General features: G+C 63.8%; 21 protein-coding genes and 1 tRNA gene. 10 read left to right on the forward strand and 12 right to left on the reverse strand.

All coding sequences use genetic code 11. The annotated features are described in order from the left end of the window. Window positions 1–50 precede the first annotated feature (50 nt). Window positions 51–1028, reverse strand: a complete 978-nt coding sequence (locus tag AC0L3B_RS04720; protein WP_473380085.1) for a YiiX/YebB-like N1pC/P60 family cysteine hydrolase — start codon at window positions 1026–1028, stop codon at window positions 51–53. 192 nt (window positions 1029–1220) lie between these two features. Between AC0L3B_RS04720 and AC0L3B_RS04725 the strand changes: the two genes are divergently transcribed. Beyond that, complete coding sequence (locus AC0L3B_RS04725; RefSeq protein ID WP_473380086.1) at window positions 1221–2609, forward strand: flavin monoamine oxidase family protein; 1389 nt, start codon at window positions 1221–1223, stop codon at window positions 2607–2609. A gap of 142 nt (window positions 2610–2751) precedes the next feature. On the opposite strand, the gene AC0L3B_RS04730 is transcribed toward AC0L3B_RS04725, so the two are convergent. The 3 genes from AC0L3B_RS04730 to pheS are packed head-to-tail and all read right to left on the reverse strand — an operon-like array spanning window position 2752 to window position 7032. Next, a complete protein-coding gene (locus AC0L3B_RS04730; protein ID WP_473380087.1) occupies window positions 2752–3522 on the reverse strand; it encodes a sulfite exporter TauE/SafE family protein in 771 nt (256 codons plus the stop codon). Between the two features lie 22 nt (window positions 3523–3544). Next, the gene (gene pheT, locus AC0L3B_RS04735) at window positions 3545–5953 is read right to left on the reverse strand and encodes a phenylalanine--tRNA ligase subunit beta (RefSeq protein WP_473380088.1); all 2409 of its coding nucleotides are present in this window, start codon (window positions 5951–5953) and stop codon (window positions 3545–3547) included. Further along, a complete protein-coding gene (gene pheS / locus AC0L3B_RS04740) occupies window positions 5950–7032 on the reverse strand; it encodes a phenylalanine--tRNA ligase subunit alpha (protein WP_026233010.1) in 1083 nt (360 codons plus the stop codon). The genes pheT and pheS overlap by 4 nt, the downstream gene beginning before the upstream one ends. A gap of 31 nt (window positions 7033–7063) precedes the next feature. On the opposite strand from pheS, the gene AC0L3B_RS04745 reads away from it, so the two are divergent. Then, window positions 7064–7594 carry a hypothetical protein gene (locus AC0L3B_RS04745; protein ID WP_371258536.1) on the forward strand — a complete coding sequence of 177 codons (531 nt, stop codon included), beginning with the start codon at window positions 7064–7066 and terminating at the stop codon, window positions 7592–7594. A gap of 1 nt (window position 7595) precedes the next feature. Here AC0L3B_RS04745 and rplT read toward each other — a convergent pair whose 3' ends face one another. Together rplT and rpmI are read right to left on the reverse strand one after the other, a co-directional pair. Next, window positions 7596–7955 (reverse strand): 50S ribosomal protein L20, encoded by a 360-nt coding sequence (gene rplT / locus AC0L3B_RS04750; protein ID WP_007598538.1) that lies wholly within the window; start codon window positions 7953–7955, stop codon window positions 7596–7598. Window positions 7956–8036: 81 nt separating this feature from the next. Further along, the gene (rpmI, locus tag AC0L3B_RS04755) at window positions 8037–8237 is read right to left on the reverse strand and encodes a 50S ribosomal protein L35 (RefSeq protein ID WP_007598540.1); all 201 of its coding nucleotides are present in this window, start codon (window positions 8235–8237) and stop codon (window positions 8037–8039) included. A gap of 270 nt (window positions 8238–8507) precedes the next feature. Between rpmI and AC0L3B_RS04760 the strand changes: the two genes are divergently transcribed. Continuing rightward, entirely contained in the window at window positions 8508–8912 is a 405-nt protein-coding gene (locus AC0L3B_RS04760) for a hypothetical protein (RefSeq protein ID WP_085385562.1), read from the forward strand. A 117-nt stretch (window positions 8913–9029) separates the two neighbouring features. Here AC0L3B_RS04760 and infC read toward each other — a convergent pair whose 3' ends face one another. Beyond that, on the reverse strand, window positions 9030–9569 hold the full coding sequence (infC, locus tag AC0L3B_RS04765; protein WP_085349942.1) for a translation initiation factor IF-3: 540 nt from the start codon (window positions 9567–9569) through the stop codon (window positions 9030–9032). A gap of 249 nt (window positions 9570–9818) precedes the next feature. Here infC and AC0L3B_RS04770 point away from each other — a divergent pair, with 249 nt between their 5' ends. Together AC0L3B_RS04770 and AC0L3B_RS04775 are read left to right on the forward strand one after the other, a co-directional pair. Then, window positions 9819–10631 (forward strand): alpha/beta hydrolase, encoded by an 813-nt coding sequence (locus AC0L3B_RS04770; protein WP_085362038.1) that lies wholly within the window; start codon window positions 9819–9821, stop codon window positions 10629–10631. A gap of 144 nt (window positions 10632–10775) precedes the next feature. After that, the gene (locus AC0L3B_RS04775) at window positions 10776–11243 is read left to right on the forward strand and encodes a nuclear transport factor 2 family protein (protein ID WP_018455732.1); all 468 of its coding nucleotides are present in this window, start codon (window positions 10776–10778) and stop codon (window positions 11241–11243) included. Window positions 11244–11260: 17 nt separating this feature from the next. On the opposite strand, the gene AC0L3B_RS04780 is transcribed toward AC0L3B_RS04775, so the two are convergent. From AC0L3B_RS04780 to AC0L3B_RS04790, 3 genes are all read right to left on the reverse strand, one after another. Then, a complete protein-coding gene (locus AC0L3B_RS04780; RefSeq protein WP_018455733.1) occupies window positions 11261–12058 on the reverse strand; it encodes an acyl-CoA thioesterase domain-containing protein in 798 nt (265 codons plus the stop codon). 200 nt (window positions 12059–12258) lie between these two features. Beyond that, on the reverse strand, window positions 12259–13449 hold the full coding sequence (gene queG, locus AC0L3B_RS04785; RefSeq protein WP_473380089.1) for a tRNA epoxyqueuosine(34) reductase QueG: 1191 nt from the start codon (window positions 13447–13449) through the stop codon (window positions 12259–12261). Then, the gene (locus tag AC0L3B_RS04790; protein WP_473380090.1) at window positions 13398–14090 is read right to left on the reverse strand and encodes a glutathione S-transferase family protein; all 693 of its coding nucleotides are present in this window, start codon (window positions 14088–14090) and stop codon (window positions 13398–13400) included. The genes queG and AC0L3B_RS04790 overlap by 52 nt, the downstream gene beginning before the upstream one ends. A 170-nt stretch (window positions 14091–14260) precedes the next feature. On the opposite strand from AC0L3B_RS04790, the gene AC0L3B_RS04795 reads away from it, so the two are divergent. Continuing rightward, window positions 14261–15067, forward strand: coding sequence for an undecaprenyl-diphosphate phosphatase (locus AC0L3B_RS04795; protein WP_473380091.1), 807 nt, complete (start codon window positions 14261–14263; stop codon window positions 15065–15067). Between the two features lie 33 nt (window positions 15068–15100). On the opposite strand, the gene AC0L3B_RS04800 is transcribed toward AC0L3B_RS04795, so the two are convergent. Continuing rightward, window positions 15101–16066: a complex I NDUFA9 subunit family protein gene (locus AC0L3B_RS04800; RefSeq protein WP_018455737.1), complete on the reverse strand. Its 966-nt coding sequence runs from the start codon at window positions 16064–16066 to the stop codon at window positions 15101–15103. A 163-nt stretch (window positions 16067–16229) separates the two neighbouring features. On the opposite strand from AC0L3B_RS04800, the gene AC0L3B_RS04805 reads away from it, so the two are divergent. Continuing rightward, window positions 16230–16316, forward strand: a tRNA-Leu gene (locus AC0L3B_RS04805). Window positions 16317–16617: 301 nt separating this feature from the next. On the opposite strand, the gene AC0L3B_RS04810 is transcribed toward AC0L3B_RS04805, so the two are convergent. After that, complete coding sequence (locus tag AC0L3B_RS04810) at window positions 16618–17079, reverse strand: lysozyme inhibitor LprI family protein (RefSeq protein ID WP_240543373.1); 462 nt, start codon at window positions 17077–17079, stop codon at window positions 16618–16620. Between the two features lie 802 nt (window positions 17080–17881). Here AC0L3B_RS04810 and AC0L3B_RS04815 point away from each other — a divergent pair. The 3 genes from AC0L3B_RS04815 (at window position 17882) to lptC (ending at window position 21039) form a co-directional block, all read left to right on the forward strand. Next, window positions 17882–19405 (forward strand): hypothetical protein, encoded by a 1524-nt coding sequence (locus tag AC0L3B_RS04815; RefSeq protein ID WP_473380092.1) that lies wholly within the window; start codon window positions 17882–17884, stop codon window positions 19403–19405. A gap of 147 nt (window positions 19406–19552) precedes the next feature. After that, the gene (locus AC0L3B_RS04820) at window positions 19553–20167 is read left to right on the forward strand and encodes a ribonuclease D (protein ID WP_007598566.1); all 615 of its coding nucleotides are present in this window, start codon (window positions 19553–19555) and stop codon (window positions 20165–20167) included. A gap of 143 nt (window positions 20168–20310) precedes the next feature. After that, window positions 20311–21039: an LPS export ABC transporter periplasmic protein LptC gene (gene lptC / locus AC0L3B_RS04825; RefSeq protein ID WP_085362035.1), complete on the forward strand. Its 729-nt coding sequence runs from the start codon at window positions 20311–20313 to the stop codon at window positions 21037–21039. Window positions 21040–21041: the final 2 nt, after the last annotated feature.

The following is a 21041-nucleotide window of genomic DNA, read 5'->3' on the forward strand; positions in this document are numbered from 1 at the left end:
ACAGTCTGGATTGCTTCGCTGCGCTCGCAATGACGATAGTGGAGTGACGGCTACGCCGCCCTTTCGCGCGCCCGACCGCGCCGCCTTGGGCGGTCCATGGCCAGCTTCTTCAGCCGCCGGAAGCGCTCCGAGACGGTGACGCGCTCGACCATCTCCGCTGGGTGCGCGCTCACTTCTTCAGCCGGAATCGGCGCCTCTTCGTCAATCGTTTCAGGAACGAGCGGCGGCGCACGGAACGTTTCTGGAAACACACCGAAGGTGCCGGCTACCTCCTCGAGCGGCTTCTGCTTGTCGGCCCAGTGCAAGGCGGTGTAGTCGAAGCCGTGCACGATGGTGGGTTTGACGACTTCGAAATAGGGCGAGATGTCGAAGTCGCGGGGCATGTAGAGCGAGGAATCGCGGATGTGCAGGATCTCGCGGCGGGCAGCACGGCTGCCGGCCTTGGTGATCTTGGGCAGGATCGGGTAACGCACGGCGTCGAACGCTTGCGCGATCAGGGCCGAGCAGATGATCTTGGTGGGATCGCCCGAGCCGATCGAGATCATGCGCCGCCGCCAGCGCTGCGGGATCGGCAGCGGAAACAGAAAGCGCATCAGGTCGACGATGTTCTTGGTGTCGTAGCCGAAGCCGATGCGGTTGATTGCATAGCGGCAGACCGTGGTGCGGTCCTCATAGGACAGCCCGACCGGCCGGCAGACGCGGGTGTGATAGGGGAAATATTTCGACAGCGGCGCGGAGGTGACGCCTTCGCCGATATTGGCCTCGATCAGCACGTGCGGCTCGCCGTCGGGCTCTTCCGCACCCTCGATCGGGCCGACATAGAGTGCGCCGTGGGACCAGGTCGACTGCGTCAGATATTTGATGATGCCCGAGATGCGGTTGTTGCCCTCGACCAGCAGCACGTCGCCGGGCTCAATGACGCCGCGGAGGTGCTCCGGGTCGCTCGGCGTGAACGGCTCATAGCCCGGCACCTCCTTCGAGAGGTACGCGGCAATCAGCTTGCCGACTGAGTCCAGGACCGTCCCCATTTCAAAACTCCCCCACGGCCTTTTCCGGCCGTCTTTTTCTCTTCTCTACCATGGTCGGAACGTCTTGCAATTCGGTTCATCGATTTGTGACATCAAGCACGATTGATTCACCATGATGGTTGCCGCGCAACATTAGATACGGCAAGGTTCGCTAGCTGTTCCCGTTTGCCGCAAGTCTCCGGAAACCATGACATGACAATCACGCGCCGCAGCTTCCTATCGGCGTCGGCGGGCCTTGCCGCGATGCCGGTCCTGCGCGCAACCGCCGCGACCCTGCCGCGCGAGGCTGACATTGTCGTGATCGGCGCGGGCGCGGCGGGAATTGCCGCGGCGCGGCGTATCATGGCGGCCAATCGCAAGGTCGTGGTGGTGGAGGCTGCGTCGCAGATCGGCGGCCGCTGCATCACGGATACGACCACCTTAGACACGCCGTTCGATCGCGGCGCGCGCTGGATGCACAATCCCGACACCAATCCGATGATCCGGCTGGCGCGCAGTGCCGGGCTCGACGTTCTGCCGGCGCCCTCAGGCCAGAAGATGCGCATCGGCCGCCGCAACGCACGGGCCGGCGAGACCGAGGAGTTCCTGGCGGCGTTGGTCCGGGCCAACCGCGCCATCGACGAGGCCGCGCGCGGCAAGCTCGATACCGCCTGCGCCTCGGTGCTGCCGAAGGATCTCGGCGACTGGGCCGGGGCGGCCGAGTTCATGCTGGGTGTGAGCTTCGCCAGCAAGGACCTGAAGGAGCTGTCTGTGATCGACAAGGCGCGTGCACAGGATCGCAACGCCGCGATCGCCTGCCGCCAGGGCCTGGGGACCCTGATCACCAAACTGGGTGAGCAGGCGCCGGTCGCACTGTCGACACCGGCGAGCCGGATCGTCTGGAGCAATCGCGACGTCAGCGTGGAGACACAGGCCGGCAGGATCGCCGCCCGCGCGGCCATCATTACGGTCTCGACTAATGTCCTGACCTCGGGCGCGATCAAGTTCGGGCCTGACATTCCGAAGCGCACGCTCGATGCCGCATCAAAGCTCACGCTCGGGAGCTACGATCACATCGTGCTGCAGCTACCGGGCAATCCGCTCGGCCTGTCGCGCGACGACATCCTGATCGAGCAGAGCAACTCGACGCGCACGGCGCTGATGTTCGCCAATATCGGCGGCTCCTCGCTGTGCTCGATCGATGTCGGCGGCTCGTTCGGCCGTGATCTCACCCAGCAAGGCGAGAAGGCGATGACGGCCTTCGCCAGAGAATGGATCACGAAGCTGTTCGGCAGCGAAGTCGCCGCAGCCGTGCAGAAAGTCAGCGTGACGCGCTGGAATGCCTCGCCGTTCGTGATGGGTGCGATGTCGGCGGCCTCGCCCGGCGGTCAGTTCTCGCGAAAAATCCTGACCGAGCCGATCGGCAACATGTTCCTCGCCGGCGAAGCCACGCACGAGACGCTCTGGGGCACCGTCGACGGCGCCTGGGAAAGCGGCGAGCGCGCCGCGGACGCGGCCTTGCGCAAGATCGGCGCGCTCAAGGACGAGCCGGCCGATGTCCCGACGCAGTCCACGAAGAAGCGGCGAGCGCCGCGGCAATAGGCAATTGACCTGGACAAGCGCAGCGCAGATCCAGGACCCATGACCCCAGAAGTCGTTTGGCGAAGACTTTTGGTGGCCAGCTCGCGGTACAAACGCTGGGGTAATGGGTCCTGGCTTTCGCCAGGACGACTCGCGGAGAGACTTACCGTAACACCCCGTCCAGCAGCGGCAGTCCCGCGATCACCGCGAGCGCGATCAGCGCGTAGCAGATGGCGCGAAACACTTTCTCGCTGGCACGGCCGAACAGCGACGCGCCGAAGGCGACGCCGATCGCATAGACCGGACCGACGATGAGCGAGAGCACAAGCGATTCGCGCGAGATCAGGCCGGTGGTCGCGTAACTGATCATCGAGAAGAAATCAGACGCGCCGAAGAACAGCAAGATGTTGGCGCGCGCGACGATCGATGCGACCGGGCGGCCGAGCCAATAGCCGACGATCGGCGGGCCGCCGGTCTGGGCGAGGCCGCTACAGAAGCCGGAGAGGCTGCCGATGCCGACCGAGAGCCACGCGTGGTCCTTGCCGCGATAGCGCCAGCCCGACAGCAGCAAGAGCAACAGCGCGGCGACGAAGCAGGAGATGATCCACCGCGTCGTAACGGGTTCGAGCACGTTGAGGAAATAGGTGCCGACGGGCACGCCGACCAGCGCGCCCAGCACGATCACGGCGGTGGCCTTGCGGTCGGCCTTGCGCCAGGCGTCAGGCAGCAGCGGCGCGGCCGCGACGAAATCGATCACGAGGAGCAGCGCGGCAACCAGACGCGGCGCCGCGATGCTGCTCGCCAACGGCATGAAGATCAGCGCCGAGCCGAAGCCGGAGAAGCCGCGCGCGGTGCCCGAAACGAAAGCGACGGCGCAGAGCGCCATCGCAATGGTGAGGCTGACGTCTTTTGGAAGAAAGTCAGTGAGATTCATGCTCTATGATTCTCGAGCATGATCATGCTCTCAAAGTGCCGCCGGTCTTCTTCGTCACCTCCGCCACGATTTTCGCGGCGACGGCCTCGATCTCCTGGTCGGTCAGGGTCTTTTCGCGCGGCTGAATCGTCACCGCGATCGCGATCGACTTCTTGCCGTCGTCGATGCCCTTACCTTCGTAGACGTCGAACACGTTCACAGCGGTGATCAGCTTCTTGTCGACGCTCTGAGCCGCGCGCACGATGTCGCCGCCCTTCACGGTGCGGTCGACGATGAAGGCGAAGTCACGCGACACAGGCTGGAATGCCGACAGCTCGATCACGGGCTTGGCACGGGTCGGCTTTTTCTTCGCCTCGGGGATGCGGTCGAGGATCACCTCGAACACCATCAGCGGGCCGCCGGCACCGAGCGCCTCGAGCGCGCGCGGATTCATCTCGCCGAAATAGCCGAGCACGTTTTGCGGCCCGATCTGGATCGTACCGGAGCGCCCGGGATGCAGCCAGGACGGGCCGCCCGCGACGATCTGAAGGGCCTGCATTGGTGCGCCGGCGGCGGCGAGTACCGCGAGCGCATCGGCCTTGGCATCGAACACGTCAGCCTGCGCCGAACCCGACCAGTGTCGTCCCAGACCTTGCGACGACGCAAAGCCGCGGCGGAGGCCGCTTGCTGCCATGAACTGATCCTGCGGGCGATCGCCCTTGAACACCTGCCCGACCTCGAATAGCGCGACATCGCTCAAGCCGCGATCGGCATTGGCCTGCGCCGCCGCGATCAGGCCGGCCAACAGGGTCGGGCGCATGTCGGACAAATCCGACGCGATCGGGTTGGCGACCTCGAGTTCGCGCTGGCCACCGCCGAACAGCTTTGCGGCAGACTTGGTGATGAAGGACCAGGTCACCGCTTCGATGATGCCGCGGCTCGCCAGCGCGCGCCTGGCGCGGCGGGTGCGGAGCTGGAGCGGGGTCAGCACGGATTTGCGTGCGTCCTCGCCGCGCTCGAACGGTGTCATCGGCACCTTGTCGACGCCGTAGATGCGGACGACTTCCTCGACGATGTCGGCCTTGCCGTGCACGTCGGTACGCCACGACGGCACCGCGACCTTCACGACGGGGCCGGGGCCCGCCATCATGAAGCCGAGATGGGTCAGGATGCGCTTCATCCCCGGCATCGGCACCTCGATGCCCGAGAGGCGCTTGACCTCGGTCACCGGAAAATCGATCACGCGGTCGTCGCCGAAGCTCTTGCCGACCACGACGTTCTCGGACGGCGTGCCGCCGCACATCTCCATCACGAGTTTTGTCGCGAGCTCCAGCCCCGGCACCATGAAAGCCGGATCGACACCGCGCTCGAAGCGGTAGCGCGCGTCCGAATTGATGCCGAGCTTGCGGCCGGTCTGGGCGATGTTGATCTCGTTCCAAAGCGCCGATTCGATCAGCACGTCGGTGGTAGTCTCGTCGCAGCCCGAGGCCTCGCCGCCCATGATGCCGGCGAGCGATTCGACGCCGTGCTCGTCCGCGATGACGCAAATCGCGGGATCGAGATTGTAGCTGCGGCCGTCAAGCGCGAGCAGCGTCTCGCCGTCGCGGGCGCGGCGCACCACGAGATTGCCCTTCACTTTCTTCGCGTCGAACACGTGCAATGGCCGTGCGCGGTCGTAGGTCATGAAGTTGGTGATGTCGACCAGCGCGTTGATCGGGCGCAGCCCGATGGCGGTCAGTCGCTTCTGCAGCCATTCCGGCGACGGCCCGTTCTTCACGCCACGCACGAGCCGCAGCGCGAAGCCTGGGCACAGCGCCGCGTCCTCGACCGTGACCTTCACCGGGCAGGGGAATTCGCCCTTGATCGGCTTGATGGTGGGATCCTTGAACTTGCCCATGTCGGCGGCGGCAAGATCGCGCGCGATACCATGCACGCCGGTGCAGTCCTGCCGGTTCGGGGTCAGATTGATCTCGACCACGGGATCGCCGAGGCCGGCCCATGCGGCGTAAGCAGCGCCGATCGGCGCATCCGCGGGCAATTCCATGATGCCATCGTGGTCGTTGGAAATCTGCAATTCAGCCGCCGAGCACAGCATGCCGCGGCTCTCGACGCCGCGGATGGTGCCGACACCGAGCGTGATGTCCTTGCCGGGAATGTAGGTGCCAGGGGGCGAGAACACGCTGACGAGACCCGTCCGCGCATTCGGCGCGCCGCACACCACCTGCACGGGCGCGCCACCGTCGCCGGTGTCGACCATGCAGACGCGCAGCCGATCCGCGTTCGGATGCTGCTCGGCGGAAATCACCTTCGCGATAGTGAACGGCTTCAGCGCCTTCGCCTTGTCCTCGATGTTCTCGACCTCGAGCCCGATCATGGTGAGCTTCTCGGCGAGCTTGTCCAGCGGCTCGTCGGTGTCGAGATGTTCCTTCAGCCAGGAGAAAGTGAATTTCACGAGCTCAGCCCTCCCGCGAGGGTCGGTACTTCGAGCGGCTTGAAGCCGTAATGGGACAGCCAGCGGACGTCGCTGTCGAACAGCTGGCGCAAATCGGCGATGCCGTATTTCAGCATGGCGATGCGGTCGATGCCCATGCCCCAGGCAAAGCCCTGGTACTCGTCGGGATCGATGCCGCAGGCGCGCAGCACGTTCGGATGCACCATGCCGCAGCCGAGAATCTCGAGCCAGTCCTCGCCCTCGCCGAAGCGGATCTCGCCCTTGTCGCGGCGGCACTGGATGTCGACTTCCAGCGACGGCTCCGTGAACGGGAAGAACGAGGGCCGAAAGCGCATGTTGATGTGGTCCACCTCGAAGAACGCCTTGCAGAACTCGTGCAGGATCCATTTGAGATGGCCGAGATGGGAGTGCTTGTCGATGACGAGGCCTTCGACCTGGTGGAATTGCGGCGTGTGGGTCGCGTCCGAATCGATGCGATAGGTGCGGCCCGGGCAGATCACGCGGATCGGCGGCTTCTGGCTCAGCATGGTGCGCACCTGCACCGGCGAGGTGTGGGTGCGCAACAGCATGCGGGAGCCGTCCTCCTTCGGGTGGAAGAAGAAGGTGTCGTGCATCTCGCGCGCGGGATGGCCTTCCGGAAAATTCAGCTTGGTGAAGTTGTAGTCGTCGGTTTCGATATCGGGGCCTTCGGCAACCGAGAATCCCATGTCGGCGAAGATCGTGGTCAGCTCGTCCCAGACCTGGCTCAGCGGATGGATGCGGCCGGCCTCGGCGGGCGCATCGCGCAGCGGCAGGGTGACGTCGATGGTTTCCGACGCAAGCCGCGCGTCGAGCGCCGCCGATTTCAAGACGTCGCGCCGCGCCGCGAGCGCCTCAGTGACCTTGTCCTTGGCCTGGTTGATCGCGGCGCCTTGCGTCTTGCGCTCGTCCGGGGACATTTTTCCGAGCGTGGCAAGAAGCGCCGAGATCGAACCCTTCTTGCCGAGGGCTGCGACGCGCACCGCTTCGAGGGCGGCCTCATCGCCGGCTGCGGCGATGTGGTCGAGGATGGATGTTTCGAGCATTGCGAGGTCGGACACGGTCAAATCCCTGCTGCCAAATTCGGCTGGGTTGTCGCCGCCCGAAGGCTGTAACGTCAAGCGAAAAGCCGGTCATTTCGGGCTGACGAGCGGCTGGGTTGAACCTCGCGCGGGGGCCTGGCACCAAGGGGGATACGAGGAGGCTTTCGCGATGCTCTCAAGATCCGGTCTGGCTGCTGTCGCCGCCGTTCTCTTGGTCGCCGGCAACCCGGCGCGCGCCATGGTGTGCATGGAGAAATCCATGACGCTGGACGAGGTCGTCGACACCATCGCTGCTCAGAAGGGCTGCGAAAGCGCGATCAAGGTGTTTCAGGATTGCCAATTGACCGCGAGCGGCGATGTCCAGCTCGGCGCCGCCGTCGAGAAGAAATGCGAGGCGGACTTCATGCCCGGCCTCAACATGGCGCGGAAACAGGCTTACCAACGCGAGATGCGCGTGTGTGACCGGAAGTACCGGAATAAATCCGGCACCATGTATCTGTCGTTCACGGCATTCTGCCGGGCGGAGGTCGCCCGGCGCTACTCGCAACGCGCGCTGAAGGCCGGCGGAGCCGGCCGCTAGCTCAGGCCGCCAGAGCGGCCTTGGCCTTCTCGGCGATCGCCTGGAACGACGCGGGCTCGTTGATCGCGAGATCCGACAGCACCTTGCGGTCCACGGTGATCCCGGACTTGGCCATGCCATCGATAAAGCGGCTGTAGGTCAGGCCGAACGGACGCACGGCGGCGTTGATGCGCTGGATCCAGAGCGCGCGGAACGTCCGCTTCTTGCGCTTGCGATCACGGAAGGCATAGACGAGAGCCTTCTCGACCGCCGGCTTGGCGGTGCGGATCGTGTTCTTGCGGCGGCCGCGGAAACCCTTGGCGGCCTTGTAGACTTTCTTGTGCTTGGCGTGGGCGGTCACACCGCGTTTGACGCGAGCCATGACAAAAATCCTTCGAAAGATGACTTGATGTTCGGATCGCCGCGAAAGCCGCGGCGCGGGTGGCAATGATCGTGGACGCGATCAGGCGTTCGGCAAGAAGTACTTCTTGACGTTGTCGCCGTCGGTCTTGAACAGCACGGCGGTGCCGCGCAGCTGCCGGATCTGCTTCTTCGTCCGCTTGATCATGCCGTGACGCTTGCTACGATGCGCGAACATCACTTTGCCGGTGGCAGTCACCTTGAAGCGCTTTTTAGCGCCCGATTTGGTCTTCAGCTTGGGCATTTGGCTCTCCTAATGGCCATAGCAATCCGCCCGCAAAGGCGGCTGGCCGTCAAAATGCTCGTTAGAGCGTTGATTGTGCTCAGGTTTTACGAACAAGCGCGAAACCCGCACGGACACCGCCACGGCAGCCCTTAATCAGCCGGGCAATGAAGGCTGGGCTTATGACAGAGGACGGGCGAATTGGCAACGATGAACCGGTGGAACCTAGCCGGCGACTATCCGGAATTGCTAACCTCATGTCCGAGCCGTGTGACCCGGAGCAGGACCAGAATGCCCCCTTTTTCCCAAACGCTGTCGTCCTTGACTGATGTCGCTCGCCCGCGCTGCCTGGCGCTGTTGGCCGTGCTCGCCATGGCCGCGTGTCCGTCGAGTGCCAATGCGCGCATCCGCGGCTATGACGGCGTCTGGAACGTCACCTTCGCCACCACCCGCGGCAATTGCAGCTCGGGCTACAGCGTCCCCTTCACCGTCACCGGCAGCCGGGTGTCGTCCGCCGGCGGCGGTCGGGTCTCCGGCAAGGTCAATCGCAGCGGTACCGTCGCGGTCCAGGTCTCGGTCGGGGCCTCCCATGCCAGCGGCGGCGGCCGCCTCGCTGGCGTGAACGGCGCCGGTTCGTGGAGGGGTATCATCTCCGGCGATCAGTGCAGCGGCACCTGGCATGCGACGAGGACGTAATTATCGCCTCCAGAGGACGGTGCGCTCTCTCTTGCGCAAGCGGGAGAGGCAAAAAAACAAAACGGCCCGCCGGAGATCCGGACGGGCCGTTGAATTCTTCAGCCTAAAGAACCAGCGTCAGCGCGGCGCCAGCACCATGACGACCTGACGGCCCTCGAACCGCGCGTCCTGCTCCACCTTGGCGAGCTCGGCGACGTCGGTCTTGATCTTGTCGAGCAGCTTGGTGCCGATCTCCTGGTGCGCCATTTCGCGGCCACGATAGCGCAGGGTGATCTTGACCTTGTCGCCTTCTTCGAAGAACCGCTGCATGGCGCGCATCTTCACTTCGTAATCGTGGTCGTCGATCATCGGGCGGAGCTTGATCTCCTTGATCTCGACGATCTTCTGCCGCTTGCGGGCTTCGGCGGCTTTTTTCTGCGCGGAATACTTATACTTCCCGTAGTCCATGATCTTGCAGACGGGAGGGCTGACGTTCGGCGAGATCTCGACCAAATCCATGCCGGCTTCCTGGGCCAAGCGGATAGCCGCGACGGTCTCGATGGTGCCCTTGTTGTCACCGGTCTGATCGATCAGCTGGATCTGCGCATTGCGAATATCGTCATTGATGCGCGGCCCGTCTTTGGCGGCAGTGGGCGGGGCTTTATTTGGACGGCGAATGGGTGGTTCTCCAAAGTTATGAAAAGAGGCGGCTATTTTGCAGGAAGATACGGTTGCCGGCAAGCAATCGCTCGTGCGGCGGTCGAAAAAGCCTCAAATGCGAGGCATTTTGGCCACGGCGGGGCACGCAGAGGGACATAGACACCTTGCTTCTGTTCCGCAAGCGTCCCAAAGGGCCAATGACGACGTCCGGCTGCGCTGCGGAGCACGTCCGGACAGCTCAAACCGCACAGCCAGAGTAAACGTTCCATGAATCACCCAATTCCCGATGCCGTGCTCGACTTCATCGATGTGGGCGAAGGCCCGTCCGCACGCCGGATCGCGGCGCGCCGCCGCGCGGCCCAAGAATCAAGTCAAGGACCTGGGCTGGTCTGGCTCGGCGGTTTCAAGTCGGACATGCAGGGCAGCAAGGCCGTGGCGCTGGACGAATGGGCCCGGGATCACGGCCGCGCCGTGGTCCGGTTCGATTATTCCGGCCACGGCGAATCCGGTGGCGATTTCGTCGACGGAACCATCGGGCGCTGGCTCGAGGAAAGCGTCGCGGTATTCGAGCGGTTCTGCGACGGCCCGCAAATCCTGATCGGCTCGTCCATGGGCGGCTGGATGGCGCTGCTGCTCGCGCGCGAGATCAAAAAGCGGCAAAAGAAACTGCAAGCCAAAGCCTCGCTGGCGGGCCTGGTGCTGATCGCGCCGGCGCCCGATTTCACCGAGGAGCTGATGTGGAAGAATTTTCCGGCCGCGGTGAAGAAAGAAATCGAGACCAAAGGCGTCTGGCTGAGACCGTCGAACTATGGCGACGGCTTGCCCTATCCGATCACGCGGAATCTAATCGAGGAGGGACGCAACCACCTCCTGCTCGGCAGCGCCATCGATCTCGGCTGTCCCGTCCGCATCCTGCAAGGTGCGCAGGATCCTGACGTGCCCTGGCAGCACGCGTTCGCCCTGACCCATCGCCTGCCGGCCGACGACGTCGTGCTGACCATGATCCAGGACGGCGATCACCGCCTCTCGCGCCCGCAGGACATCGCCCGCATTCTTGCCGCCGTGGCCGAGATCGGGTGAAATCGTCACCTAGCACTCGGTGTCATCGCCCGACTTGATCGGGCGATGCAGTATTCCAGAGGCGCTCGTGCTCAAGCCGAGAAGCCGCGGCGTACTGGATGCCCCGGTCGGGGCATGACTGAGAATGGGAGGGGAGAATCGCCGATGACCACCACCGCCATGCTGCGCGCCTTCTGCGACGCCGTCGAACAACGCAACGGAAAAGCCTTTGCGGATCTCTTCACCGAGGACGGCGTCTATCACGACGTGTTCTATGGCGCCTTCGCCGGCCGCGAGAAGATCGCCGCGATGATCGACGACTGGTTCTATCGCACGGCGACCGACTTTCGCTGGGACATGCACGACCCGGTGTCGAACGGCACCACGCTCTATGCGCGCTACACGTTCAGCTATCGCTCGATCTTGCCGGAGGCTGATGGCGCGCGGGCGATGTTCGAGGGCGTGGCGATCATGACGCTCCGGGACGGAAGGATCGTCAGCTATCACGAGGTCGCCAACACCGCGCCGGCGTTTGTCGATTTGAAGTTTGCGCCGGAACGGATTGCGAAGATCGTCGCCAGACAGGGCGCGGAGCTCAAGGCGCGGCCGGAGATGAAGCGACATTTGGGTTAGCCGTCGTTCTTGCGCACCTACCGCTTCGACGGATTTACCATCGGCTTGCGCTGCGCCAGCGCCGCGACAGTGGCGGTGCCGATCGGGCCCTGCTCGTCATAGAGCCAGCATTCGCCGATCGCCACACCGTCGGTGGCCTGGTGGTTCACCACCTCGAAGCCGATCCAGTTCGTCACCGGCAGGCGGTGCAGATAGATCGTGACGTCGCTGTTGATGTAGCCGAGCCCCTTGTCGCCGGCGTTCGCGAACGGACTGGCGAAGTCCGCGCCGATGGCGACATGGACGAACGGCGTCATCGGCACGCCCGCGACCAGCTCGCGCACCTCGCTCATCCAGAGCTTTCGTGGCCCGAGCGAGCCCATGTGACCGACGATCGGTCGCGTGGTCCATTTGCCGTTCATGCCGAGCCTGGGATCGGTCGGCTTGGGAATGTCGGCCGGCTTCGGCACGTCCCAGTTCGGCGGCGACCAGACATTGCCGTCGGGATTCTGCGTTCGCCGTAACAGCTGGCACGAGGCGCGCGCCATGCCGATGCCGCCGGAAAAGAACTCTGCTTCCACGACGCGGATGCGCATCCCGTCGCGCACCAGCCGTGTCGTCACCTCGATCGGCTTGTCGATGGTGGGCAGCCGAAACATATCGACGGTCAGCCGCGCCGGCACGAATTCAGGACCGGAATGGCGCTCCTCGATGGCGAAGCCGAGCAGGCCGACGATGACGCGTCCGTGCAGCGATGTCGGATCCCACGGCCCATTGGCGACTTCCGTCGGGTGGAATGTGTCGCCGTCGCGGGTGAAGAAAGGCATGTTTGTCATGACGCGCGAGCTTGGAGGAACGTGCGGGGAAATCAAGATGCTCAATCCTCGTGGTGAGGAGGCGCGAAGCGCTCTTACCACAACAACGGTGTCATCGTCCGGCTTGACCGGGCGATCCAGTACTCCGCGGCGCTCGTGATTGAATCGATAGGCCGCGGCGTACTGGATGCCCCGGTCAAGCCGGGGCATGACACCGAGGATTAGGAAGCGAGCTCCCACTCCTCGCGCACGCCGTCATCACGCTCGCGCGTTATGGCGGTTGCTCTCATCGTTTCGAACTCATCCCGCGGCACCAACTGCCCCAGCGCCCATACCGCAGCCCCGCGTACCAGCGCGCTCTCATCCTCCAGCAATCGCCGCGCCTCGTCCGCCAGTGCCGCATCACCGGAGTTGCCGATCGCGATCAGCACGTTGCGCAAAAAGCGGTCGCGGCCGATGCGTTTCACCGGCGATTTGGTGAACAGCGCGCGAAACGCAGCGTCGTCGAGCCGTGCGAGCTCGGCAAGACCTGGCGCGCGCAAAGCGTCACGTGCGGCGAGCTTGGCCTCACGGCCCTCCTGCGCGAACTTGTTCCAGGGACAGGCGGCGAGGCAATCGTCGCAACCATAGATGCGGTTGCCGATGCTTTTACGAAATTCGCGCGGGATCGGGCCCTTGTTCTCGATGGTGAGATACGAGATGCAGCGCCGCGCATCGAGCCTGTAGGGCGCGGGAAAGGCCGCGGTCGGGCAGATGTCGAGGCACGCCCGGCACGAGCCGCAATGATCGATCTCGGCGTCGTCGCGCGGCAGTTCCAGCGTGGTGTAGATCGCGCCGAGAAACAGCCATGAGCCGAATTCGCGCGAGACCAGATTGGTATGCTTGCCCTGCCAGCCCAGATGCGCGGCTTGCGCCAGCGGTTTCTCCATCACGGCCGCAGTGTCGACGAATACTTTCACTTCGCAAGGCTTCACCTCACAAGTTGCGGTCGCGACCAGCCATCGCGCCAGTGCCTTCAGGCGCTTCTTGATGAGGTCGTGATAGTCGTCGCCCTGCGCATAGACCGAGATCGCCGCGCGCGTGCGCTGTTGCAGGATCGCGAGCGGATCCTGGTCGGGGCCGTAATTGACGCCGAGCATGATGACGCTGCGCACGTCCTGCCACAGCCCGCGGGGATCGACCCGGCGCTCCGGCTGCGCGGCGAGCCAGTCCATGTCGCCATGGCCGCCGGATGCGATGAATTCGAGAAAGTGTTTTCCGGCGCTTTCGATCGTGCCGGGCTCCGTAATGCCGATGCAGTCGAAGCCGAGCGCACGTGCTTCGTTTGCCAGCGCCGTCTTCAGTTCGGTCGGATCGGAGTTCAGAAGTCCAGGTCCACGTAGGTCCGCGACGCCGGCACGCCCGCCAGCCATTCGCTCAACAGCGGACGGAACGACGGGCGGGATTTCACCCGTGCGTACCAGGCCTTTGCCGCGTCGTCCTCGCTCCATGGCACGTCGCCCAGATAGTCGATCGCCGAGAGGTGCGCCGCGGCGGCGAGATCCGCGTAGGTGAGCCGGTCGCCGGCGAGGAAATTACGCGTCTGCGCCAGCCAGCCGATATAGGCCAGATGATAGCGCACGTTTGCCTTGGCGGCGCGCATCACGTCGGCCGAGGGCGGGCCCCCGCCGTTGTCCTCGCTCATGAAGCGCTTGTAGATGCGCTCGGTGACGAGCGGGTGGGAGACTTCCTCGAAAAACTTTTCGTTGAACCAGGCCATCAGCCGGCGGACCTCGACGCGCTCGCCGATCGTGTCCGGCATCAGGCGCTTCAGTCCCATCTCGGAGCCATAGGCCTCGTCGACATATTCGGCGATGATCGCCGCGCCCGGGATCGGCGGCTGCTCGTCGTCCACCAGGACGGGCGTCGTGCCCGCCGCATTGAGCAGCAGAAATGCTTCGCGCCGCTCCCAGCTGCGCTCTTCGATCAGCTTCAGCTCAAGCCCGTATTCTCCCGCGATCAGGCGGATGAACCGCGAATGCGGACAGAACGGATGATGAAACAGCGTAAACATGAAGCCTTTGACTATGTGATGGTGCTTAAGAATCCATCAATGTTTTGTGCGGCGCCACACTAGTCATTCAAAACCGCGAAGCAAGGGCGCGACGCCGCATTTTGCGATTGCAGCAAGGGAGCGGATGGGCGAGAAGAGCCCCGCTTTTCCAGCCGAAATGGACCGTAAATATGTCAGATGCAATACGGGCAGTGATCCTCGGCATCATCGAGGGTGTGACCGAGTTCCTTCCCGTGTCCTCGACCGGCCATTTGCTGCTTGCTGAGCGCTTTTTCCATCTCGGCGAAGGCGCGTTCTGGGATTCGTTTACGGTCCTGATCCAGCTCGGCGCGATCCTCGCGATCGTCGTGTTGTACTTCAAGAAATTGTGGGACGTCGCGATCGGGATGTTCACGGGTGACGTCTATGCACGCCGCTTCGTGATCGGCGTGCTGGTGGCGTTCCTTCCCGCCGTCATCGTCGGTCTCGTCGGCGGCAAATACATCAAGAGTCTGCTGTTCAATCCCTGGGTGGTGTGCTTCTCGCTGATCGTCGGCGGCGCCATCCTGCTCTGGGTCGACAAGCTCGATCTCAAGGCGCGCGAGCATGACGCCACCCGGTTTCCGCTGCTGATGTATCTTTACATCGGTATCGCGCAGTGTCTGGCGATGATCCCGGGCGTGTCGCGCTCCGGCGCAACCATTGTCTCCGCCATGCTGCTCGGGGCCGATAAGCGCGCGGCGGCGGAGTTCTCGTTCTTCCTCGCCATTCCCACCATGATCGGCGCGTTCGCCTACGATTTCTACAAGAACCGCTCCGAGATGACGATGGACCACATGGGCATCGTCGCGATCGGCTTCGTGGTGTCGTTCGTCACCGCCATCATCGTGGTGAAGACGTTCCTGGAATACGTCACCCGCCACGGCTTCGTGGTGTTCGCCTGGTGGCGCGTGATCGTCGGCACCCTCGGCCTGATCGTGCTGGCACTGGGGCGGTAACCCCGAACTTCAAACAATTGACTGCGGGGATGGTTACGCGCTCTTGCGCTGGAATTGCCCGGCGGCGCGGAAACGCCAGAGATATTGCGGGGCGATCGCTTCAAGCGAGTCGGGCGCGATGCCGAGGCCTTCCAGCGTTAGCCCAGCGGCCTTCGCCGCGTCCGACACGACATTGTCGCGCGCGAGCAGCGTGACCTGGTCCGGCGTCAGCTTCAGCGCGCCCGGCGCGAATTGCAGGAAGTTGGCCTTGAAGCGGGCGAGGCCAAACGGCAGCGGCATCAGCATCGGCTTGCGATCGGCAATCGCGAGAATGGCCTCGATGATCTCGCGCATGGTCAGGACTTCCGGGCCGCCGAGCTCGTAGGTCGCGCCCGCCTTGGCCTTGCCGTCGACGGCATCCGCGACCGCGGTGGCGACGTCGCCGACATAGACCGGCTGCATCTTCGTGTCGCCGCCGATCAGCGGCAGCACCGGCGACATCCGCGCCAGCGCCGCGAAGCGGTTGGTGAATTGGTCCTCGGGGCCGAACATCACGGAGGGGCGGAAGATCGTCGCCGACGGCACCGCGGCCAGGACCGCGGCTTCTCCGGCCGCCTTGGCCCTGGCATAGCGCGAGGGCGATTCCGCGTCGGCGCCGATCGCCGAGACATGGATCAGCTGTGCCCCCGCGGCCGCGGCCGCCTTGGCGATGGTCTCGGCGCCCTTGGCCTGGACGGCGTCAAAACTCTGCGCGCCACCCTCGGCGAGGATGCCGACCAGATTGATCACGATCTGCGAATCACGCAGTGCCGCCTCAATCGAGGCCGGATAACGGACATTCGCCTGCACGGTGTGGACCTGCCCGACCTTGCCGGAGGGCTGGAGGTACCCGGCCAGCTCCGGCCGCCGCACCGCGACCCGGACCCGGTAGTCGCGCCGGCACAGCGCGCGGACGACATTCCGGCCCAAAAACCCCGATCCGCCGAAAACCGTGACGAGCGTGTCCAGATTCGATGCCATGGGATCCATTCCTGGGGTCCATATCCTGCGGGAAGAGTGCGTCTCGTCAGGCTTGTATCGGGCCGGTTTGCGATGCGCAATCCGCATCCCGAAGCGGGGTTCAAGCATGAATTGACAACCGCGTCACCGAACCGTAGTAACCGCCTCCGTGCCTAACCGGCATGCCCAGGTGGTGGAATTGGTAGACGCGCTGGCTTCAGGTGCCAGTGGCTTAACGGCCGTGAAGGTTCGAGTCCTTTCCTGGGCACCATCTCCTACTCAAGCGATTGAAATCGCTTTTGCAGGGAATTTGAGCTGCTGACCGGTACTCAAAACCGAGGCACGGCGCTCATGGCGTACCGAATGGCCTACATCGCTCGTCGGGTCGGCTCGGATCGCAGGCGATCTGGAGGCGGCTGGCTTCAGTCGCTCAGGGAAGCGCTACGCGCCGACAGCCGTTGCCCGGATACCAGGTGAGCTATGAACGACGTCCACCGCGCTCGCGGCCGAAGCCGTCATCGCTATGTGGGAAAAGGTCGGCAAAGCTGATGACCCCAAGCGCCTAAGAGCTCTCAGTGCTCGTTGACCGCGGCGCCGAGCTTGATCAGGCTCAGCGAGCGGTTCGCGGTCTCGCGCAGGCGGCAGTAGCTCGCGCTGCCCCGGTACATGCCGGGATCGACCTTGTCGAAGACCGCGCAGAAGCCATCACGCGACGCGGCGAAAGTTTTCTGCGAGTCATTGACCGCCTTGATCACGTCGGCGAACCCGCCGGCCTGAACCTTCTTTAGCGCCTCATTGGTTTTCAGCGTCCAAATGGCGAGTTCGCGCGCCGCGCAGGCTTTCCATTTGGCGACATCGTCATTCGCGCCCTCTGCCGCTTTGATGCAGGGGTCGGCGACGAGCCCAACGCACGCGCCGCCGAAACCGCCGGTTTTCTCCGCGGTCTTCAGGCAGCCATCGATCACCGCAAGTTCGGCTGGCGCGATGCCTTGGGCGAAAGCCATCGATGCGATCGGGAGGCTTGCGGCGAGCATCGCGACGGCAAGTTTGAGCTTCATTGGAGATCTCCGTTCGACGCATCGAAAATATGGAACAGAACACCACTGCGAGCGCATGAAGCTCAGCGAGACGGTAGACCGGCGGATGTGGCGGAAGGGCCGGACGGCGAGTGCGAAGGGAAAACGAGGGGGTATGCGGCTTCGGCTACGCCCTCTCCAATCAATGCCTTTGATGTGCCTTGACCTGACTTACGGGATTTTCGACCAATAGGTGATACATGCAACTTTGGTCATCGAAGGCCCAGCGTTGGTTCACCTGAATGTGGAACAGGAGCTACGCTGACGAATAATGACGGCGGGACCGCTTAAGGCACGCACTGGCGATCTCCACGCTGCGCGGTCGCGGTCTCGCGGGGGCCTCCATTTGGACAACTGAAGGTGACGATCGAGTCTTTTCCTGGGCACCACACCCAACCCAAGTCGTTGAATCGCTCCCGCCGGTGACACCACCTCCGCCCCCGAAGCCGGTGACTGCGGCCGCCGCCGCCGCCGAAACCGGTAGCTGAAGCGATTTCGGGCATTTTCCGGCAATGCGATTAATAACAGCTCGGGGATGAGACGATGCAGGTTCGCTTCGAAGATTTCCAAGTGTAAACAGCTGCTTGGGAGGCCTCGGAAGCCCGCCGTTGAGCGGAATTTCATTCCGCCAATCCCCCCTCGGTTGCATCGTCCGAATTTACCCCGCTTTAGACAAACTAGCTCTAAGTCAGCGGGCAGGCTCGCATCCGGCCGTCGGCGAGCGCGGAGCCATCGGGCTCGCTTTGTCGTGGGGGAAGCGGTGGATCAGCATCAGGTCTGGCACGAGCCGGCATTCGACAAGGCTGCGAACGCGATCAGCCCGTTTCTCCTGAGATCGGGAATTTATCTGTTCCTGATCTCGTTCATCTGCCTGTTCTACGTCTTGAACGCGCCGCTTCTGCTCGGCCATTACGATCTGGGCTGGCATCTGGCGGCCGGAGATATCATCCGGGAACGCAACGCCATCCCGCTCCGCGACCCCTGGTCGTTCACCCACGGCGACAAGCCATGGCTCAACCTGTCCTGGGTCTGGGACGCGCTTGCCAGTGCGACGTTTCAATACGCAGGCTTTGGCGGCCTCGTCCTGCTGACGGTGGCCTGCGGCGCAGCGATCGTCGGCATCCTGACCGCGATCTCTCTCGGCTACGGCGCGTCGGCGATCGCGGTCTGCGTCTCGGTCTTCTTGGCCTGCCTGCTCTATCCCGCTTACGAAGCTTCGCCGAACATGTATCTCGCGGTCTCGCCGAATGCTTGCACGATGTTGTTCTGCGTCGTCTTCTATCGCGAATGCCTGCGACGAACGCGATGGTTCGTGCTTCCCGTGTTGATGGTGCTCTGGGCCAATCTGCACGGCGGTTTTCTGCTCGGCTTTTTCGTGATCGGCGTCTTCTGCGGCGGCGCCGTGCTCAGAGCGGCCTGGGCCGACCTCAGGATTCTTGCTCTCGCGGGGATCGGGTGCCTTGCCGCGACCTTCGTCAATCCGCTTGGCTGGAATATCTATGCCGGTGCCGCCGCGACTATGGGGCACTTCGTCCAGGGCAATATCGGCGAATGGCTGTCCTACTATCACAACATGGAAATGCCGGGCAGCATTCCCGGCATACTGTACATGTTGGCCTTCGTCGCGCTCGAGCTTCGCTACAGAAACTCCAGACCGATCCCGCTCGAGCCGAGATTGATGTCCTGGCTGTTCCTGATTCTGGGGCTGTATCAGTTCAGGTACATCGCTTTTTTCTTCATCTTCTCGACCGCGCCGATGGCGCTTCACCTCAGCCGCTTGCTGCCTGAGCGTCTCACCGGTCGGGACGTGAGGGGAGCGTTGCTGGCCGCCGGCATCGTCGGTCTCGGCACCCTGCCGATGGCCTATTTGAACGTTGCGCCGGCGCTCGCACTTCCGCCGATGCTGTCGAGCGAAGATGCCGGCTATCTGCAAAAGCATCTCGCAGGTCGGCGGGTCCTGAACAATTGGAACGTCGGTGGCTACCTGATCTTCGCGACGCACGGCACCGTCCCCCCATTCGTCGATGGTCGCGCCGCGACCGCCTATCCGGACGATTTGCTGCGCGACTATTTCAAGCTGGTGAGCTGGGAGATCGACGAAGCCGCGTGGGACATGGTGCTCGACAAATACCGGATCGACGCCGTGCTGTGGGTGAAGGCGCACGAACAGCTGCGGCGATTTCTGGTGGAGCGGCGAGGCTGGCGCGAGCAATACACCGGCGCTTACGAGACCGTTTACGTCAGGCCGCAATCCGGTTTGGCCGGCGAAGCCAAAAGACAATGACGACTGGCGCCGCGGCTCTGTATGACCAGCCGCGCCTGATGCTTGCGCCGGCGGCTGCCAGCGGATACATCGCGGCCGGCCCTCGCCAGCATCTGTCCCGGGGATTAGCCTGCAAAGCGCACCGATTCGATTGAGGTTTGAAACGCCATGACCGTACGCCTGCACCGCGGCGACCTGCCCGATCTGTCCCGCTATACCGGAGCGGTGGCGATCGACACCGAGACCATGGGCCTGAACCCGCATCGCGACCGGCTCTGCGTGGTGCAGCTCTCGCCCGGCGACGGCAGCGCGGACGTGGTGCAGATCCCCAAAGGTCATACCGACGCGCCGAACTTGAAGGCGCTTTTGGCCAATCCCGCGAACACGAAAATCTTCCATTTTGCGCGGTTCGACGTCGCGGTGCTGTACCAGACGTTTGGTGTCATGACCGGGCCGATCTACTGCACCAAGATCGCCTCCCGCCTGATCCGCACCTATACCGACCGCCATGGCCTCAAGGACCTCGTGCGCGAGGTACTCAATGTCGACCTCTCCAAGCAGCAGCAATCGAGCGATTGGGGTTCCGACAGCCTGACCGAGCCGCAGCTCGCCTACGCCGCCTCCGATGTGCTGCATCTGCACGGCTTGCGCGAGCGGCTCGATGCCATGCTGGCGCGGGAAGGCCGCACGGCGCTGGCCAAAGCCTGTTTCGACTTCCTGCCGACCCGCGCTTTGCTCGATCTCCAGGGCTGGGCCGAAGAGGACATTTTCGCGCATTCCTAGAGTTTAGCGCGGCGGCAAGCTGGGCGGTCGCCCCGTTTCAGACACTTTCGTAACGGCCTGTCGCGGGCTGCATATTTTGGCGTTGCCGGCTACAATGGGGCGCCCGCCAGCCGGACCAGGCGAGCGACACCTCAGGAGCCCAGGTGAATTCGGCCCATAATCCCACCTACGACGCCGCACTTGCGGCGAAGTTCGCCAGCGCGGCGCGCCACAGCCGCCTGGTGCGGATTCTGCGCATCGCGGTGCCGACGACAGTGGCCGCGGCCATGGGTCTGCTCGTCCTCATCTCGACCATTTTCAACCCGTTCCAGATCCCCGTGAAGCTCGACTCCGGAAATCTCGTGGTCACTGGCACGAAGATCACGATGGAATCGCCGCACATGTCCGGCTTCACGCCGGACCAGCGGCCCTACGAGCTCTGGGCCAAGACCGCGACCCAGGACATCACCGATCCCGATCATGTCGATCTCCATGATTTGCGCGCGAAGGTGCTGATGGAAGACCAATCGACGCTGTTCCTCGATGCCCGCACTGGACGGTTCGACAACAAGCAGCAGCAGCTCGACCTGCACAAGGACATCTTCCTGCGCACCTCGACCGGCTACGAGGCGCGGCTGAACTCGGCCTTCGTCGACATGGGCAAGGGCACGGTCTCCTCGGACGAGCATGTCGACGTCAAGCTGACCAACGGAACGCTGACCGCCGATCGGCTGCGGATCACGGAGGGCGGCGACGTCATCCGCTTCGAGGGCAATGTGGTGATGCACCTCGACAAGCTGGACGATCCTGCCGCCGCTCAGCCCGCGCCGACTGAACCCGCGCCGGCTGCGAAGACACGTACGCCCCAAAACAAGTCCGCCAATTCAAAGTGATT

This window comes from Bradyrhizobium sp. Kon56, from assembly GCF_055807635.1.

What these genes read in the sequence shown, in the direction of transcription:
- AC0L3B_RS04720 (WP_473380085.1), bottom strand. Translation starts at nt 1,028, where the DNA reads ATGGGGACGGTCCTGGACTCAGTCGGCAAGCTGATTGCCGCGTACCTC.
- AC0L3B_RS04725 (WP_473380086.1), top strand. Translation starts at nt 1,221, where the DNA reads ATGACAATCACGCGCCGCAGCTTCCTATCGGCGTCGGCGGGCCTTGCC.
- AC0L3B_RS04730 (WP_473380087.1), bottom strand. Translation starts at nt 3,522, where the DNA reads ATGAATCTCACTGACTTTCTTCCAAAAGACGTCAGCCTCACCATTGCG.
- rplT (WP_007598538.1), bottom strand. Translation starts at nt 7,955, where the DNA reads ATGGCTCGCGTCAAACGCGGTGTGACCGCCCACGCCAAGCACAAGAAA.
- rpmI (WP_007598540.1), bottom strand. Translation starts at nt 8,237, where the DNA reads ATGCCCAAGCTGAAGACCAAATCGGGCGCTAAAAAGCGCTTCAAGGTG.
- AC0L3B_RS04760 (WP_085385562.1), top strand. Translation starts at nt 8,508, where the DNA reads ATGCCCCCTTTTTCCCAAACGCTGTCGTCCTTGACTGATGTCGCTCGC.
- AC0L3B_RS04770 (WP_085362038.1), top strand. Translation starts at nt 9,819, where the DNA reads ATGAATCACCCAATTCCCGATGCCGTGCTCGACTTCATCGATGTGGGC.
- AC0L3B_RS04775 (WP_018455732.1), top strand. Translation starts at nt 10,776, where the DNA reads ATGACCACCACCGCCATGCTGCGCGCCTTCTGCGACGCCGTCGAACAA.
- AC0L3B_RS04780 (WP_018455733.1), bottom strand. Translation starts at nt 12,058, where the DNA reads ATGACAAACATGCCTTTCTTCACCCGCGACGGCGACACATTCCACCCG.
- queG (WP_473380089.1), bottom strand. Translation starts at nt 13,449, where the DNA reads ATGGCTGGCGGGCGTGCCGGCGTCGCGGACCTACGTGGACCTGGACTT.
- AC0L3B_RS04790 (WP_473380090.1), bottom strand. Translation starts at nt 14,090, where the DNA reads ATGTTTACGCTGTTTCATCATCCGTTCTGTCCGCATTCGCGGTTCATC.
- AC0L3B_RS04795 (WP_473380091.1), top strand. Translation starts at nt 14,261, where the DNA reads ATGTCAGATGCAATACGGGCAGTGATCCTCGGCATCATCGAGGGTGTG.
- AC0L3B_RS04800 (WP_018455737.1), bottom strand. Translation starts at nt 16,066, where the DNA reads ATGGCATCGAATCTGGACACGCTCGTCACGGTTTTCGGCGGATCGGGG.
- AC0L3B_RS04810 (WP_240543373.1), bottom strand. Translation starts at nt 17,079, where the DNA reads ATGCTCGCCGCAAGCCTCCCGATCGCATCGATGGCTTTCGCCCAAGGC.
- AC0L3B_RS04820 (WP_007598566.1), top strand. Translation starts at nt 19,553, where the DNA reads ATGACCGTACGCCTGCACCGCGGCGACCTGCCCGATCTGTCCCGCTAT.